Source organism: Streptomyces sp. NPDC026672, from assembly GCF_040638185.1.
Lineage (GTDB): Bacteria > Actinomycetota > Actinomycetes > Streptomycetales > Streptomycetaceae > Streptomyces.
Genome location: NZ_JBEZXS010000004.1, coordinates 204588 through 220730 on the forward strand (window position 1 = coordinate 204588; position 16143 = coordinate 220730).

Consider the following 16143-nt stretch of genomic DNA (forward strand, 5'->3'; position numbering starts at 1 on the left):
CTCTCCTCACACCCACCCGTACGACGACATGAGCGTCATGCTGATATCGACGGCGCACCGCACTGGCGTCATACGCCGCGAGAAATGCGTGTAGGTAATCCCGATGTTGTTGATGTAGCCGAAGTACTCCATGCGGGAAAGGCTCGGCAGCTTGTCCTTGAAGGCGTGACGAGCCTGTCCGAAGCGGCACCACACCGGACTCATCTGCATGATGCCGAGGACATTTCCCGAGGTGGCCGCGTCCTCGCCGTCTGTGGCCTGAGCCTCTTGCGACGTATTGATTCCGACGAGGTTGTACAGAACGTGGATATCGGCCATCACGCCGTACGTGCCCTCGATCGTGTTGAACTTCGTCGGGTCGGACATCTCATAGGTGCGATCGAAGAGCAGCGCGAAGGAAAGCGTGCCGCCCGCCGCGACCAGAGGAACCCCGGTGTCCAGGTCGGAGCGTGTGTATGGGGGCATGACTTGATTCGCCGCGTCGGTGCTGTGGTTCACGCTGACTGTGGACGGGTTGTAGAGAAAATTCAGCAGATAGAACCGGTTGGTCTTCGTGCTGCTCTTGGGAAACGCGGTCACCATGTAGCCGCGCATGATGCCCAAGTCGTTCTGCTCGCCGGGCAGATACGTAGGGATGTTCTGGATGCGGGAATCGAAGGTGTTGTCGTAGATTCCCTTGCCTGGGACAGCCCCTTCGGACTTCTTGTCCGCCATTACCAGCCTCCCATCAGGGACTTGATCCGGTCGTCGGCGGCTACGTAGCTCACGAAGGACGTCGCGGCGGACTTGGCTCCCTCGGCAGTGGCGGACGGCATCTGCACCACGACGGAGCCGGCGCCGAAGGAGAGAGTCACCGCGCCCGTGCCCCCGGCAGAGTTCGAGCCCTGGCCGGGGCTGGGGTTGAGGCCCTGGTTGAGCAGGGCCTGGCGGACGGTGTGCGCGGCGTTGGCCTCCAACACCATTTCCCCGCCGTGGAGTTTGGCGTCCACGCCCTCACCGCGCTGGCCGGGAACCTCCCAGGCGCCGTCCTTGTACCAGTGGGGATTCTTGGAGTTCCAGAAAGACCACGCCTTGCTGGGCGTGCCGTACCGGCCCTTGATGTACTTCAGACCCCAAGCGATCTGCTTGGACGGCGAGTTGCGCCACGCCGAGGTGGCGGTTTCCTTGTGGATATTCGACATGGCCTGGGGAATTCCGTAGGCGTCGGAGTTCGGGTTGTCGGCCCAGTGACGCCAGCCGGACTCACCCATCCACAGCTTGTAGAGGGAGTCCCACTGGCCGCCCGTCCACCCGTATTCGGCGGCCATTTTCTTGCCCAGCTTCACGTTCGCCTGGACGTTGTGGGGGGCGTCCTGTCCCGCGTTGCCACCGGAGCTGGTGCCGGCGTCGGCCTCCTCGTTCTGGGAGGCGCTGGGGGTCCGGCTGACGCTCTGGGCACTGCCTACGCTGCCGCCGGAGAGCGCGGCGGCCAGGGCGTCGACCTCCTCGACCGACCCGTACGCTCCGGAGACGCTGAGCCCGCCCCCGCTGCCGCTCTGGCTGGCCGTGGGGTCGGTCTGATCGCCGGAGAGAGTGGCCGTGGCCGCCATTCCGCCGGACATGACGCGGCGGGCCCGCGTGAATTTGGAGTACATCGGGCCCTCGACGACGCCCTTACCGGGATTGGCGGCCTCGATGACCCGGCCGTTTCCGGCGTAAAGGCCCACGTGCGAAAGGTCCTTGTAGAACACGAGGTCCCCGGGCCGCACATCGTCGATCGGGACTTCGACGCCCTTTTTGATCTGGTCGTAGGTGACGCGGGGCAGGCTCACGCCGGCCTTCTTGTAGGCGGCCTGCACGAGGCTGGAGCAGTCCCAGGCGTTCGGTCCCTCGGCGCCCAGGACGTAGCGGTCGCCTACCTGCGCGCGGGCAAAGCTGAGAGCGCTGGCGATGCCCCCGCCGGTCACACCGGCCTTGTCTGACTTCTTGGACCCGGACCCGCCCTGCTTGGATTCCGGGGTACCGGAGTCACCGCCGAAGAAGCCCGATATCCCTCGCCACGCCTTCTTCGCGTACGAGTCCTGGTCCGTTCCTTCTCCCCAGTCGCCGAAGAAGAAGTTCGGGCCGGAGTTCCAGCCCGCCTGGGCTCCGGACTTCGCGCCCTTTCCGGCGTCCTTGAGACGCGAGACGGTGCCTCCGACGGGCCCGCCAGCCTTGTAGGCGCCGGTGAGGCCGCCGAACCAGTCGGCGAACGGGCCGAGTGCCTTCTGGAGGAGGGTCTTGATGTCCGCGAGGGTGTCGGCACTCGCGCGGGCCGCGTCGAGGAAGGACGCGCTCGCGGGCAGATGGCCCTCACGCGTGAGGCCCTGGAGGTAGCGCTGCGAATCCTGGTAGCTGCCGCCGACGCTCGGGGCGTAGTCCTTGATCTTCTCTCGCGCCTTGTCGCCCGCGTCACCGCGCTTGCCCGCGTCCTCGATGAGCTGGAGAGCCTTTTCCGAGGAGAGCCCCTTCAGCCCCTGCTTCTCCGGGTTCACGAGATTCCGGAGGAGTTCGGTCTGGTTGCGCATCGCTTCCAGGGACTGGCCCGAAAGCCCCGCAGCCCGGCCGTAGTTCGCCAGGGACATCGAGAGCGAGCCGCCCTGCATGAGCTGGTCGTGGAGCTGCTTCGAGGAGAGGCTGCTGAAGTCCCCGCCGTTCACCCGCTGCGCCAGACTCAGGGCGATGGCCGCGGAGGAGTTCTGCCGGCCGTTCGCGAGCCGCGTCGGGGCGAGGCCGAACATTTGAGCCGCGTAAAACGCCTGGCCCGTGCCGAGTTCGTTCTGGAGCTGGGCGCCGCCCTGCATCCCGAGCCCGGGGGTGATGTACGCGGCGGACGAGGCGCGGCTGAGCTGCCGCTGGACCTGGGATGACGCGCTCTGGAGCGTGATGTCGGTCGCGCCGCCGTAGAGATCCTCGTTGGAGGTGGCCCACATGACGGCGCCCGCGGACTTCAGATTGCGCCCCATGGCCCGCGCCCGCGTGCCAGCGCTCCCGTTCCAGTCGGGTGCGGCCAGGTTCATCCGGCGCTCGTACTGCCCGAGCTGCTCTTCGAAGCCGCCGCTGTAGTACGACCGCGCGGCCCCGACCACGGCCCCGGTCACCTGGCCGGCGAACGCGAGGCGGTTCATCGTGGTCTGCGTCGCCGACTGCTGGCGCAGGCGCTGCATGTCCGCGTTCATGCGCGCCATCGACCCGGAGAAGTTGTTCTCCCGGAGATCCCACTCCCGGTCGATGCTGTCGGTGCGCGCCCGGTAGAGCTGTGAGCCCTCCCGCAGACGCTGACGGGCTTCGTTCTCCTGGGCGAGCGTCGAGCGCGGGTTGTTGATGATGCCCATCTGGGTGCGCCGGTACTGCGCCCAGCGGATCTGCTGCTGCTGGACGTCGTCCTGCATCCGCTGGCGGGCGACGATGTGCGCCTGGTTGGCCTGGAGGTACTGCTGCTGGAGATTCCCGAGCTGGTGATCCTGGCGTGTCTGCCCGCCCATGGGACCGTAGGCCCCCATGCCCATCGTGCCGAGACCGGCCTGACTGGCGAACCTGTTGGTGAAGGTCGTGAACGCCCGGGTGAGGGCGTCGATTTGGCTGCCGAGATTGTTCGCGCCGAAAAGCCGGCCGCCCGCGGGGTTGGGGGGCGGATTGGGCGGCGGGGGTGGTGTGGCCACTTACGCCCTCCTTTCAATTTCCCAGGCGGCGCGGCGAATCCAGTGGCGCCGTTCACGGATGGCGAGGTTCTTCAGCTCGGACAGACCCCAGTGCGGGTGGACTTGGGAAAGGACTTCGATTTCGCTGAACGCGCGGCGGTAGTCACACTCCGCGAAACAGCATGGCCAGGTCGATCGGCAGCTCTACCTCCTCCCCGCACGTCTCGTGCGTGAAGGTGAAAGCGTTGTACCGGGGCCCCGGCTGGGTGTCCGTGAGGAATTTCAGGATGGCCTTCCGGTCGCCCATCCACAGATGGGTGGCGGGCGGGCGCTTGATTACCGTTCCGTCGCCCTGCCGGACACGCAGGACACAGCGGTTGAGGATTTCCGAGTCCTGCTTGGCGCCATTGCCGTCCTTGATGGCGAAGACGGCGGCCTGGTCCTCGCCCGTCGGCAGCCGGACGAATGCCACTGCCCCGTGACGGAGGGGAACTTCGAATTCCGTCTGCTCCGGGTCGGCGAGGTGCGTGAACGGGATGGCGCCGAGCGGAACGGTGAGGTCGGTGAGTTCCTTGCAGTACGGGCAGGGAAGTTCCGTGAACTCGATGGCGTCACCGAACGTCGCACGCCGTACGGACATGACGAGCAACTCGCGGTCACCGATGAGGAGTTCGGCGGCGAGCTTGCGGCTCATGGGTTCGTTGCCGACAGTCCTGACACCGCGCAGCAGCAGGGTTTCGAAGACCTTGTACGAGCTGCTGCCCGCGGCGGCTATCGCCTCTTCGTCGGCCCCGGTGAGTTCCTTGACCTCTGCTTCGCGGTACCAGGTTCCCTCGCGGCAGATTCCCCTTTCGAGAGTGACGTGGTTCTCGTCGGGTGCACTGATGACGGGTTCGCCGGAGTTCCGGTCCTCCTTGAGGAGTGCCTGGGTCGCCGCGGTGGCTGCCTCCGGGTCCTCCAGGCCCTTGATGGCCTGGGCGCCGAAGGAGTCGAAGTCGGGGAGCACAACGGATTCGGGCATGATCGTTTCGTCCTTTGAGTGGGGTCCGGATTACGGCAGAGAAATGCCGCTGCCGGGGCCGTACTTGCTGGCGATCTTGAAATCCCAGCCCTCGTGGGCGAGAGTGATCTGCTGAAGTTCCACACCGTTTGCGCCGGAATCGAGGTCGCCGAACGCGATGCTTGTGGGCCAGCAGTTGTAGACGCGCCAGCCCGCCTTGTAGGTGACGCTGGAAGTCGTCACCGGGTGGTCCAGCAGGAAAATGTCCATCGTCGCGCGGAAGTTGTACGAGCCGTTGTTTCCGCCCGTGCCCTGCATGACCATGAACAGTTGCTTCAGCCACGCGTAGATGTCGGAGTCGCCGCAGATGAGTCCGCGGGAAAGGGTGATCGGAGCGAAGTCGCTCTGCCCCGGCATCTTCTGCGTCGTCGTGTTCATTCCGCCCTGGCGGTAGACCACCACGTCCGTTGTGATGGAAAGTCCGCTGACGGACATGAACCCGAGCTGGTTGGAGCGCTTGCTGGAATCCAGCGTTGACCCCGCCAGGTGGATCATCACCTGGAACTTGAAATTGCGAAGGGGGTCGGTCTGGAGCTGCGCGAGCGACGGCTTCTGTGTGGTGGTAGTGGCTCCCACGGGTCACCTCTCATTCCCTGTCGGAGGGCCGCCGTAGACGAGTCGAAATGAGAGGCGGTGTGTCTGGTGTGGCGTCGGTCAGGTGGTGGACTCGACGGACGTGGTGGTCGTGGAAATGCCGCCCTGGTACTGCGAGATCTCGATCACGATGAATTCCGCCGGGCTGGCGAGAGCGACGCCGACCTGAATGTGGATTTCTCCGTTGGCGACGGTCTGGCTCGTGTTGTTGGTCTCATCGCAGACCACGAAGAACGCCTGATCCGGGACGCTGGACTGGAGCTGGTCGGCCTGGGTGAGCGTGAGGAGCTGCTGCGTCACCAGGGCGTTGAGCGTCTGCCACAACTCGGGTCCGTTGGGCTCGAATACCGCGAACCTGGTGACGTCCTCCAGGAGGTTCTCCAGGTAGGTGAGCATGCGCCGGACGGAGATGTACCGGTCCGGCATTCCCTGGCGGAGGGTGCGGGCGCCCATGATGCAGAAGCCGCTCTGCGGCACCGGCCGGATGACGTTGCAGCCGACCTGGTTGAGCGAGTCGAGCTGGTCGAGCGTGAAGTTGTTCTCGACACCGACGGCGCCGATCAGGCTGTAGGCGGTGCCCGCGGGAGAGCGGTTGGGGCCCACAGCCGCGTCCGCCTGCGCAAACTGCCCCATGACAGCCCCGCCGGGCGGCAGCATGCGCGTGGAGGAGACCGAGGCGCCGGCTGGGTCCGCTACCTGAATCCACGGGCCGTAGAACGCTGCGTACGAGGACTGCGGGGAGTAACCGCCGACCGTTTCCGTGTACTTGTTCGCGGCGACGTCGGGGGCGATGGGAGGCGGCTGGCGGGGAGCGTCGAGCACGAGGAATGCACCGCGGCGCTGTTCGACCCAGGAGAGGACGGAGTTGACCTGGGTCTGGGGCGGGATGTGGTCCGTCATGGACGTGTTGCCGCAGAGGTTGAGCAGGAGCACGTCCGAGATGGAGCCGAACTGTGCGGCGAGCTGCTCGGCGAGGTTGACCGCCAGGACGCCGTCGGCTCCGCTTTCCAGAGGTGCGTCCGCGACGTACTCGGGCTGCCAGGAGGCGTCCGGGGTGGCGCCGGTACCGGGTGTCGCCGAGGTCGGCGGGAGCATGTTCTGGACGGTGATGTACGTCGAGCCGCCCTTGCTGGAGTTGATCAGACCGACGATGTAGCGGGGGTCGCCGGGGTTGAGGGAGACGTCCTGCCAGGTCTCGACGAGGCCGGCCTGGGCGGTGGAGCCGTACTTCACGAACACGTGGAAGCGGCCCGACGTCCAGGAGGGCGCCGTGGTGATGTAGACCTTGTTGCCGTAGGAGCCGCGTCCCCGGGCGGTGACCTGAAGCGCATCGACCGCCGTGTAGCCCGGCGCCGTGTCGAAGGTGGCCGGTGCCGTCATCGGGTCGCCGGCCGTGGCTCCCTTGTACGGAGTGATCTGCACGGAGTAGGTCGTGTCCGGTGCCAGGTCGGTGAACGCGGCTGCGGGCTTTCCCTCGGTCGGCTGCGCGACCCACACCGTCTTGGAGAAGGACCCTTCGTCAGGTCGCGTGACGACCACCTGGTAGGCGTCCACGGCGGACGAAGGGGTGATGGCGTCCCATTCGATGGCGAAGGCCGTCTGCTCGGGGTTGGAGACGACGGGAGCGACCGGCGCCGTCAGGGTCACGTTGGTGACCTTCGGGGTGGGCTTCGTCCCGGTGCCGCTGGGGGCCGTGCCGTCGGGGGTGGCGACGATGTTCTCCGGCGGCGCGAGCGGCGTGTTCTTCACCACCAGGCGCGCGGCCACGGAGTCGGTCGGCGTGGCCCGCAGAATCCACGCCTGCTGGCCGCCGTTCGCGAAGTACTCGTACACCTGGAAAGGGAGGTAGTTGAGACCGCTCCCGAACCCGCCGTAGAGCGACATGAACTGCTCCCACGACGTCACCTTCACCGGGTTCGAGGGCCCCGCGTCGTGAGTGCCGACGAACGTCGCAACCGCGAGCCCCGGCGGAGAAATGGGCTGCGGAAGAGGGTTCAGCGACTCGGTGATATACACACCCGGCCGCTTGTAGGGGAATGTCGTGGGCGTGGTCATCAGCATCAGCTCCCAGGGGGTGCGGGCGAGACGGTGAGCGTTAGGGCGGCCGAGGCGACCTGCGGGGCGAGATCGGAGTCGCGGGCGGAGACCAGGAACTGCGCCGGCGAACTGGTGGGGGCCTGGGGCGTGCCGAAGAGGACGCCGCCGTGGGACAGGGCCAAGCCAGCGGGGAGGTGGGAGCCCTCGGGGAGCGACCAGTGCACCTCGCCGTGGCCACCGGTGCTGCCCAGGGCCTGGCGGTACGGGTGGCCAGCGGTCGCGGCCGGCAGCGTCGTGGTGCTGATCGACAGCAGGGCCTTGGTGACCTCGTGGGTGGGAACCCAGGGCCGTACGCTGCCCTCTTCCCACGCCTGCTTGTCGAGGAAGTCGATGAGAATGCGCTGGGCCGGGTTGAGGTCCCAGATCTCGTCCGCGAAAATCTCGCTGGACACACGCACAGCCCAGGTCGCGCAGAAAAGACGCTTTCCCTGTTCGTCCTTGGCCTCGGTGTAATCCGGCCCGCCGAGCAGGTCCAGCCGCCGTACGGTGCCGTCCTCGCCGATCGGCAGGTACCCGAAGCGAGGGGGGAGGAAGTCGAACTGCATCAGGCTGCCGGTCAGCTCGATGATGTGCAGTTCTTTCCGGGCGTACACATCCACCTGGTAGTCGATGTTGAGTGGAATCGGCATCTGAGCCATGTACGGGCTCTGCGTGGGGTCCGTCATGTCGGCCCACGGTTCATAACCCTCGGGCGCGTAGTGCAGATTCACGACGCCCCGGCTCTCACGTTCGGGGTCGCGTGAGATCCGCGTGTGAGATATCAGAGCAAGTGGGTAGGTGGCGTCCGCCAATTCGTACTCGGGACTCCTGTACCGGACGGTTACCTTGCGGCCCACACCGGAGGTCGAGTCATGCACCACCAGACCCTGGAACTTGTGCTTCAGGGCCTTGTCTTCGTTCAGAAGAAAGGGCACGGAACTCTCCGGTATGGGCAGATGTGGATCGCCCCACCAGAATGCTTCCGGCTATTTGGGAGTGGTTAATTCCCACTGGTCGGAGTGCAGGTCAGAAGACGCCCAGGATCTTCAGGACGACGATGACGAGAAGAACGACCAGCACTACGCCGACGATCTGCGCGACAGTCATGACGTTTCCCCTTCTCGATGGCCGGGGCCTGCCGCCGGCCGGGCCGCAGGCCCTCGCGGTCCTACTGCTGGTCCTGGTCGCCCTGGTCGCCGTCGTCGGCGGCGGGCTGGTCCGGGGCGAACGCACCGTCGGATGCGTAGTGGTAGCCCGCGGCCAGGGCCGCGTCCTCGGGCATGAGTCGCTGGCCCTCCTGGACCGTCCGCTGCGACGGGTCGTCCAGCTCGAACGGGCCGTCCTTGATGGTCTTGTCGTTCTCGTCCGTGCTGACCGCGACATAGCGCATGGAAGTCTCCTCCAGAAATGGGAACAGCGATCACGAGAGATCGGATTCGAGCGTCGCACGCCATTTAGGGAGGGGAATAATGCGCGTCAGAACCAGGCAGTCCCGGACCACGACTTGACCGGCTTGGTGACCCAGGCACTGCCCGACCACACCTTCACCGGTTTCTGGACCCAGGCGCTACCTGTCCACACCTTGGGGATAGTGGTGGGGATGGCGTTGACGTTGTCGACTTCAGCCGGAGTGGTGGTACTGCCCGTGTCGGAGTACCCCTCGAAGTTGGTGCGCAGGGTCCCGAATTTGAGCCACTGTGGCGTCGTCATGCTGCGGCGTACGGTCCATGTCGCTGCGTCGGGAGATGTCTCCCAGTAGAACGTGCCGGCGGCTTCTCGGAACCGCCACCATCGGTGAGTGACGGGATTGAATGCGAGCGTTGTTGGTGTCGCGTCGAAGTAGCCGACACAGTTTTCGAAAGTCAGATTGCCCGTGGCGACGGTGTACTTCGTGCGGATGAAGGTTCCGTCGTCGACCGGGCCGAGGACGATCGCGGAGAAGTTGGTGCCGGTGCCGCCAGTTGGCAGGTTGACGACCTCGAAGTAGTGGGTCGAGTTCGCCATTTCGTAGCCGACGTCGGTAGCCATCAAGCCCGGGTACTGATCATTCGCGGCGATGGCGGCGCGCTTCCAGGTGGTGTTCCAGAAGGTGCCGCCCCAGTACACGAAGCGGCTGCCGATGCCGGTAGTGAACTTGTCCACGATCTCCGCGGTGGGCGCGTTGAACAGGCCGTCCGCACCGGAGAAGTCGACCCAGCCGGGGTTGGTGGTGACGGCCGTGGCGGTGTTCGCGAGGTCCGTTGTGCCTGTCGCCCCGTAGTACAGGGTGCCGGTGTAGGACGTCGCGGACGTGTTGGTGGCCTGGTAGCCGAACTCGACCACGATCCGGTCGCCGGTCTGTAGGGCGACGGACCCGATGGCCTGTCCGGTAGCGGCACCGCCGGCGGCCGTCGTCGGCCAGTTCGACGAGCCCTGCCAGTTGTCGAGCAGGGTGCCGCGGACTGTGTCGCTGTCCCCGGTGGTGACGTACATGTGCACTCGCGTGACGAGGAGCGCGGCCGTCGCCGACTCGACTCGTCCGACGCAGAAGTCAGTCGTGCCCGAGAGCGTGCCGGCCTTCCGGGCGGGAGGGCTGACCCACCGTCCCAGCAGGACACTGTTCTGCGAGGCCGAGGTCTCGGCCTTGGCCGACGTCGTCGAGGCGCCGGCCGGCTGCCGCCCGAGCAGTCCGGCAACGGTGGAGGTGGCGTCCGTCCACGCGCCCCGCTTCGTGGCCGGTGTGTAGGGCGCGGCCGAGCTGGTGAGCCAGAATCGAGTCGCCACGGCGCAACCTCAGTTCGTGTCGATCCACACGTCGCCCGCAGTCGGGCTCGCGGGCGCGGTGATACCGACGGTGATCTTGGGTGTGGGGAGCTGGGCCTGGGGGACTTTGGCCGTGGCGTCCAGGCCGGCCACTCCGTTCGCGGCGCCGACCTTGTCCGTGGAGACCACGTTGCCCCCGGTGGCGGGCACGGTCTGGGACGCGAGCTGCCGGGCGGGCATCAGCCCACCACCGTCACGCTGAAGGTGTTGGCGGCGTAGCTCGCGGCGAGGGTGAGGGAGACGGTGTTGGCGTCGACCACGATGAACTTCCCGCCGACCAGCTCGCCCGTGGAGACCTCGCGCAGCGACGGTTCGAGGATGTCGAGCGTGTTCAGGTTGTGCGTGATGTTGAGCGGGGTGCCGCCGGTGACTGCGCCGACGTTCGCCGCGAACTTGCCGGTGGCGCCCAGAGCGGTACGGGCCCCGGCCGCCGTGGTCGCACCGGTGCCGCCCTTGGCGACCGGGACCAGGCCGACGGTGAGGCCGGACGCGCTCTTGGAGAGGCTGGCGTCGGCCAGCTCCAGGGAGAACGTTGTGCTGGACAGCTCCAGGCCCTGGCCGTCGGCCGTGTAGGTCTGGCCGCCGGTGGAGAACTTGGTCCAGGTCTGGGTCCAGGACCCGGGAGCGCCAGAGGGGGAGGCGGTCTGAATGTACTGAGCGCCCGCGTCCGTGCCTTCGGCCACTGCCACCATCGTGCCGTCGAGGATCTCTCCCGCGGCGTCCGCGTCCGACCGGCGGGTGGCCGCCCCTCCGCTGGTGCTGTAGGTGTAGATGCCGTTCTGCGTGCCTGTCGTCTGCGCGGTGGCCAGGAAGCTGTCGCCGCTGCCCAGGGTGACACCGCCGACGGATGCCGGCAGTGAGGACAGGTCGACGTTGGCCGTGGCCACTGCCCGGACCGGGTCCTTGACCCCGGCGATGCCGGCCCGCAGGTTGTCGGCGTACTGCTTGGTCACCAGGTCGGTCGGGGCCGTGGGGTCGGCACCGTTGGTCGCCCGCTGGCCGTTCAGGGAAACTGCCGTATTCGGTGCCGCGAATTCGTCGAGCCGGTATCCCTTCACGGTCGCGGCCAGGTCGGAGATGGTGCTCGCCGTCTGCGTACCGGTGTGGTCCGCGCGGTCGAGCGGATTCTTCCAGGCCGTCAGGTTCCAGAACCTGACGACGTGATTGACGGAGTCCGTCCAGAGCTGTCCTTCCACCGGCGTGGCCGGTGCCGAGGACGACGTCTCGGGAACGAGGCCGCGCACGGGGAGCTTGTTCAGCTTGAGGGATTCGCGGAAGTCGGTAACTGCCATCGGGGGACTCCTAGCTCAAAATCGCCGATCCGGTCTCCGCGAAAGCGAATTGGACGGTCACGGTGGTGGGGCTGAGGTTCTCGACGAGCCCGCCGATTTCTCGTCCGCTGGTGTCGTAGGTGCGCACGCTCGGCGGGTACGGGAAGGAGTGCGGGATGGTCCACTGGGCGCTCGCGGCCGTCTGGGTCCACGTCACTGCCCGGGGAGCGACGCGGTCTTCCAAGGCGTCCAGCTCGGCTTGCGAGACCTCCCCGGGGGCGCCTTGGGCACCGGTGGCACCAGTGGGGCCGACGACGGGCAGATAGCGGCCGGTGTAAGGGGAGACGGGGGCCAGGTCCGCGAGGTCGACCGGATCTCCGCCGGGGCGCTCGGGCAGCATGATGTGGTACTGCCTGATCTGCGCGCCCTTGAGCTTCTCCGTGACCAGGTAGGTCCAGTCCCTCGGGGACATGCCGGGGCCGTCGGTGGCTATCAGGTCGACCTCGAAGCGGCCCTGGTCCTCCTTCGAGATCTCCACGGTCGCCACGGTGTTGGCGATGGTGTCCGCGGCCGGCATCGTCAGGACCGACGGCGGGGCGAAGGTGAGCGTGCCGGTCAGCGGAGTGCCGTCGGGGGCGATGAACCGTCCCGTCAGATGCACCGAGGGGACGCCGGCCGGCAGTGCGTACACGGTCGCGTCAGGCGTAGGGGTCATCGTCGCCGCCCTCCTCTGGGAATTCCGCAGCGAGAAGTGGCTGCGGCGGATCGGGATTGCGGCTGAAATCGCGCAGATAAGGGGCGAACATCGGGTCGTTGACCAGTTCGTCGTCACGGATCTGCTGAGCGTCGAGGGTGACGATGATGTCCCTGCGGCGGATCTGGCCCCGGATATCGACCTGCTTCACCGCGAAGAGGATGTTGTCGTAGGCGATACGGTCCCGCTGATAGGCGCCGTGCTTGATGTTGATGTCGGTCAGCCCGGTCTTGGCGAGCTGGTCGAATTCACACGTCACATGGAGGGAGTCGACGATGTACAGGCCACTGTCACGCGGCTCCGTATTGGCCGTCTCCGAGTGGTTCACGTGCAGCGCGGGAAGCTGCCAGCGGCCGTAGAACTGCTTGCCGACCCCGGTCGCCTCGTCGTAGACCGGGTGCATTTCCGAGGCGCCGTACTGCCACCGGAAGTACGTGAACGAGTCGCCGGTGGAGCGCTGCCACCCGCGCAGTCCCCGGTGAATCAGCGTGGTCTCGGTGTTGATGTTCCACCGGCCGCGTTTCCAGTCCAGCCGCCCACGCATCGACGCTCACCCCCACAGTCCCGGGTAGGTGGGCGAGGGCACGTTCGACTCGTCCTCGTACTCCTGGCCGTCGATCGGCGGGAGGAGCCGCTGGGGCCGCGAGGAGTCGTCGTACTCGCGCGACTCGAAGACGGGCACCAGGCGGTTGGTGGTCCGGCTGACGCGGCGCAGGGTGAACATCTCGATCCTGCCGAGACCCACGTTGAGCTGCTGGGCCAAGGTGTTGTAGCGGCCCTGGAGCCCGGTGGTGGCGTCCCCGATGTGCTGCATGAGCTGCCGGTACCGCTGGGTCCTTGGGACGAAGGTCCCCTCGGCCGTGGAGATGTCGATGTCCGTGGCCGCGTCGGTGGCCAAGGTCCACAGGCAGTTGATCGCCGCGAGGTAGGCGACCAGCGGCTCCTCGACGGCCGGCAGGTTCTCCAAGGTGAACGGCTCGCGGTCGTAGCGGATGAAGCCGTGCGCGTCCCGGTACCGCGTGACCTTGCTGCGGCCGTAGGCGTGCTGCTGCACCGCGTCGCCGATGTAGGTCTCCAGATCGGCGTCGGTGAACAGGCCCTGCGCGATGCCCCGGACGATCAGGGTCTGGCCGTGGTGCAGGGGGGAGAAGTCCGGGTTGATCAGGACGATGCGGCCTTCGGCCGCGTCGAGGACGTAGTCGGTGTCGGCGATCAGGTCGACAGTGGCCGGCGGGTCCACGGTGGTGACCTTGGCCGTGACCTCGGTGACGCCGGTTTCGGAGAGGTCGTAGGAGGCCAGCTCGTCCGCGCCCAGGTAGGTGTCGAGGAACGGCGACTGCATGTCGCCGATCTCGTTGCGGATGCGCCGGATGATCCCCGCCGTGTCGGCCATGGTCAGCTCACCGCCAACGTCATCTGGAGGCTGCCGACGGCGAGTTGGAGGGCCTGGTTCTGACTCGTGGTGATGGCAGTGGCCAGGTTCCATGCCATGAGGCACAGGCCGGTGGGCTGACCGGCCGAACTGGTCATGCGGGTCACCAGGGCCGCGCCGGTCACCGGGGCCGCAAGACCTGTCGCATCACTGAACGGACCGAACTGGACCAGGTCGCTTGTGGAGGACGTCCTGGTGCCGGTCGCGGCAGCCGCCCACGGGATGGGCTGGCGGGCGTAGCCGGTGCCGGCCGCCTCGATGCCGAGCAGCGTGGTCATGTCCGTCTGGGCGTCGGTCACGACCTGGGTGAGCAGCATCAGGTATGTCGCCCTCGGCAGCGGGTCGCCGGCCTGCGTCTTGGCCAGCCACTCCGCCTCCAGCGCCGTCGAGCGGCCGGTGAGGTGGTCCAGCGCGGAGACGGCGCCCTGGACGGCGATGAATCCGTTGGCGGCCATCAGACGGAACCGCCCTGGCTCGACTGCTGCGCCTTGAAGTCCTCGAACTCCGGGGGCTCCTCGCCCGCGGCGACCAGCTCGGCGAACTGGGAGACGGGGAAGGAGATGTGGTGGACCGCGACCCGCCCCGGCGAGGGGCTGTCCAGCCACATGCACAGGACCGAATCCTCGAAGCTGTAGCCGACGCCGTACGTCGCGGGCTCGACGACCTCCAGGACGTAGAGCTGACGAGGGTTGTCGGGGTGCTCTTCGCCGGTCGGGCTGGTGTAGTGGTAGGTCTTCGTGAGCATTCCGACGCCGTCACCGTGGTCGGAAAGCAGGGAATACCACTTCCCCTTCTCAGGGGCAGTGCCGGAGTCCTTGAGACTGCTGGGCGCCGCCATCAGAGGCACTTCCCTTCCGTCAGAGCCACTGCCACACGTAACCGAGGCGGTCCAGGTGCTGCGCCACGTGGAGTGGCACGGTGTACACCTGGCCTTCCTTGAAATCGAATGAGGTGCCCTGCCCGATCGTCACTTTCTCCAGATCGCAGGCGATGCGGATGTTCACGGACTCCGGTGGGATGTCCACCGGTCCTTCCGCTACGACTTCCTCGGACACGTTCTGGAGCGTCCGGCCCTTTTCGTCGAGGGCGATCGGTTCGTCCAGCCCGGCCTTCTGCTGTGCCTGGTGCATGGCGATCTCGTCCTTGCGCTTCGCCAGTTCCTCGGCGTGCTGCTCGGCGAGAAGTGCCTTCTGGTTTCCGGTGTGATCCTTCGGGTTCCGCTTGGTGCGCGGATTTGCGGGCATGTTCGTTCTCCTACCGAATCGTGTAAGGAATTCGGGACGGCGATGGAACTGATACCGCCGCCCTTTCGTGCGGGTGGTTCAGTTGGTGGCGCACTGCACCACGGCGTAATCCGTGATGAGCCCGAGTCCCCAGATCGAGTACCAGGCCAGCGCGTGCTCACGGCCGAAATCGAGCACGCCGCCGTCGCGAAGTTCGACGGGCAGGGAGATGGCGTGCCCGGCTGCGTTGTCGCCGATTACCAGAGCGCGGTAGATCGGGTTCGACGGGGCATTCGGGTTGGACGGCTGGGCATTGACGGCAGGGATTGCGGGGGTCGAACCGGAGGCGGTTCGGGCGGGCTGCCCGCCCCACTTCTGCGCGTCGCCCTGCGGGATGTTGGTCCCGAGCTGCGGGGTGGGCGGCGGGGTCGTGTTGCCCTGGAAGACCTGTGTGGTTTCCACAAAAACCACGTCCGAGAGCCGGCCGATCTCCCCGAGCATGAAGTTCCCCGGAGCCGCGTACTTGGTGACCTCGATGAACTCGGGGTCATCGCGCAGTCGGCGGGACTGGTGGGGGTGGACGAAGGCGACGTACGTCTCCCCTAGCCGGGGGACGTTCTTGCTGCTCAGAGTCTCCACGGCGTCCTTCACGAGGGCGGCCGTGAAGTAGAAGCCGCCGTTCGCCGACAGGGTCGCCTCGGAGTCCGCGAACATGCCCCGGTCGTAGGGGCTCAGAGGGGTCCGCGTGGCGCCGGCGGACCAGGAGGCCATCTTGTCGTACCCATACAGAACCGAGGGTGCGCCGAGGAGGGTGTCCCGGCACATCGAGTCGAGGTACGTGGCCATGTTCCGGCCCAGGAGACGAGCGCCGGAGGCCATCACGTCGTCGAAGCTCGCATTGAGCAGAAGTTCGGTCACCGCAATCGCAAAGCCATGCTCCGCGACGGTGATGGTGATCTGCTCGGCAGAAAGGGCGTGAGTTTCCATCCGGACGCCCTCGACGAGCTGCTGCGCACCGTCCAGAGAGCGGTAACGCATGAACGACACGCTCAGGCCCGGAGCGGTTCCCAGCTCGGTCTTCTTGACCATGAACTGCTCGAAACGCAGCACCGGCATGGCCTGGAAAAGGATCTCCTTCGACCAGATGTGCTGGATGGCCGGAGTGAGCATGCTGGAGTTCGCCGCCTGGTAGGCGGTCGGAGTGGGGGACAGAACCGGAGTACCGGTGATTCCGCTTGCCACGTTGTACCTCTCATCCCGTGACGGACCCGC

General features: G+C 66.7%; 18 protein-coding genes. 1 reads left to right on the top strand and 17 read right to left on the bottom strand.

What is annotated here, in order from left to right:
* Positions 1–6: 6 nt before the first annotated feature.
* From AB0F77_RS05865 to AB0F77_RS05900, 8 genes are all read right to left on the bottom strand, one after another.
* Complete coding sequence (locus AB0F77_RS05865; protein ID WP_361942069.1) at positions 7–714, bottom strand: hypothetical protein; 708 nt, start codon at positions 712–714, stop codon at positions 7–9.
* Positions 714–3680 (bottom strand): NlpC/P60 family protein, encoded by a 2967-nt coding sequence (locus AB0F77_RS05870; RefSeq protein WP_361942072.1) that lies wholly within the window; start codon positions 3678–3680, stop codon positions 714–716. Before AB0F77_RS05870 ends, AB0F77_RS05865 begins: the two co-directional genes overlap by 1 nt.
* 142 nt (positions 3681–3822) lie before the next feature.
* The gene (locus tag AB0F77_RS05875) at positions 3823–4680 is read right to left on the bottom strand and encodes a hypothetical protein (protein ID WP_361942075.1); all 858 of its coding nucleotides are present in this window, start codon (positions 4678–4680) and stop codon (positions 3823–3825) included.
* Between the two features lie 30 nt (positions 4681–4710).
* Positions 4711–5295, bottom strand: coding sequence for a phage tail protein (locus tag AB0F77_RS05880; protein ID WP_361942078.1), 585 nt, complete (start codon positions 5293–5295; stop codon positions 4711–4713).
* A 78-nt stretch (positions 5296–5373) separates the two neighbouring features.
* Positions 5374–7368 (bottom strand): phage tail sheath subtilisin-like domain-containing protein, encoded by a 1995-nt coding sequence (locus tag AB0F77_RS05885; protein WP_361942081.1) that lies wholly within the window; start codon positions 7366–7368, stop codon positions 5374–5376.
* A gap of 5 nt (positions 7369–7373) precedes the next feature.
* A complete protein-coding gene (locus tag AB0F77_RS05890; protein ID WP_361942084.1) occupies positions 7374–8324 on the bottom strand; it encodes an Ig domain-containing protein in 951 nt (316 codons plus the stop codon).
* A 233-nt stretch (positions 8325–8557) separates the two neighbouring features.
* Positions 8558–8779: a hypothetical protein gene (locus tag AB0F77_RS05895; protein ID WP_361942087.1), complete on the bottom strand. Its 222-nt coding sequence runs from the start codon at positions 8777–8779 to the stop codon at positions 8558–8560.
* An 86-nt stretch (positions 8780–8865) separates the two neighbouring features.
* Positions 8866–9861: a hypothetical protein gene (locus tag AB0F77_RS05900; protein ID WP_361942090.1), complete on the bottom strand. Its 996-nt coding sequence runs from the start codon at positions 9859–9861 to the stop codon at positions 8866–8868.
* A 64-nt stretch (positions 9862–9925) separates the two neighbouring features.
* On the opposite strand from AB0F77_RS05900, the gene AB0F77_RS05905 reads away from it, so the two are divergent.
* A complete protein-coding gene (locus tag AB0F77_RS05905) occupies positions 9926–10114 on the top strand; it encodes a hypothetical protein (RefSeq protein ID WP_361942093.1) in 189 nt (62 codons plus the stop codon).
* A gap of 47 nt (positions 10115–10161) precedes the next feature.
* Here AB0F77_RS05905 and AB0F77_RS05910 read toward each other — a convergent pair whose 3' ends face one another.
* The 9 genes from AB0F77_RS05910 to AB0F77_RS05950 all read right to left on the bottom strand — a co-directional run bounded on the left by AB0F77_RS05910 (position 10162) and on the right by AB0F77_RS05950 (position 16113).
* On the bottom strand, positions 10162–10371 hold the full coding sequence (locus AB0F77_RS05910) for a hypothetical protein (RefSeq protein ID WP_361942096.1): 210 nt from the start codon (positions 10369–10371) through the stop codon (positions 10162–10164).
* Positions 10371–11483: a hypothetical protein gene (locus AB0F77_RS05915; RefSeq protein ID WP_361942100.1), complete on the bottom strand. Its 1113-nt coding sequence runs from the start codon at positions 11481–11483 to the stop codon at positions 10371–10373. The genes AB0F77_RS05910 and AB0F77_RS05915 overlap by 1 nt, the downstream gene beginning before the upstream one ends.
* Before the next feature lie 10 nt (positions 11484–11493).
* A complete protein-coding gene (locus AB0F77_RS05920) occupies positions 11494–12177 on the bottom strand; it encodes a hypothetical protein (RefSeq protein WP_361942103.1) in 684 nt (227 codons plus the stop codon).
* Entirely contained in the window at positions 12161–12760 is a 600-nt protein-coding gene (locus AB0F77_RS05925; RefSeq protein ID WP_361942106.1) for a hypothetical protein, read from the bottom strand. Before AB0F77_RS05925 ends, AB0F77_RS05920 begins: the two co-directional genes overlap by 17 nt.
* 6 nt (positions 12761–12766) lie before the next feature.
* Complete coding sequence (locus AB0F77_RS05930) at positions 12767–13609, bottom strand: hypothetical protein (RefSeq protein WP_361942109.1); 843 nt, start codon at positions 13607–13609, stop codon at positions 12767–12769.
* Positions 13610–13611: 2 nt separating this feature from the next.
* A complete protein-coding gene (locus AB0F77_RS05935) occupies positions 13612–14103 on the bottom strand; it encodes a hypothetical protein (RefSeq protein ID WP_361942112.1) in 492 nt (163 codons plus the stop codon).
* A complete protein-coding gene (locus tag AB0F77_RS05940; protein WP_361942115.1) occupies positions 14103–14393 on the bottom strand; it encodes a hypothetical protein in 291 nt (96 codons plus the stop codon). Before AB0F77_RS05940 ends, AB0F77_RS05935 begins: the two co-directional genes overlap by 1 nt.
* A 112-nt stretch (positions 14394–14505) precedes the next feature.
* Positions 14506–14892: a hypothetical protein gene (locus tag AB0F77_RS05945; protein ID WP_361942118.1), complete on the bottom strand. Its 387-nt coding sequence runs from the start codon at positions 14890–14892 to the stop codon at positions 14506–14508.
* A gap of 78 nt (positions 14893–14970) precedes the next feature.
* Positions 14971–16113, bottom strand: a complete 1143-nt coding sequence (locus tag AB0F77_RS05950) for a N4-gp56 family major capsid protein (RefSeq protein ID WP_361942121.1) — start codon at positions 16111–16113, stop codon at positions 14971–14973.
* Positions 16114–16143 lie beyond the last annotated feature (30 nt).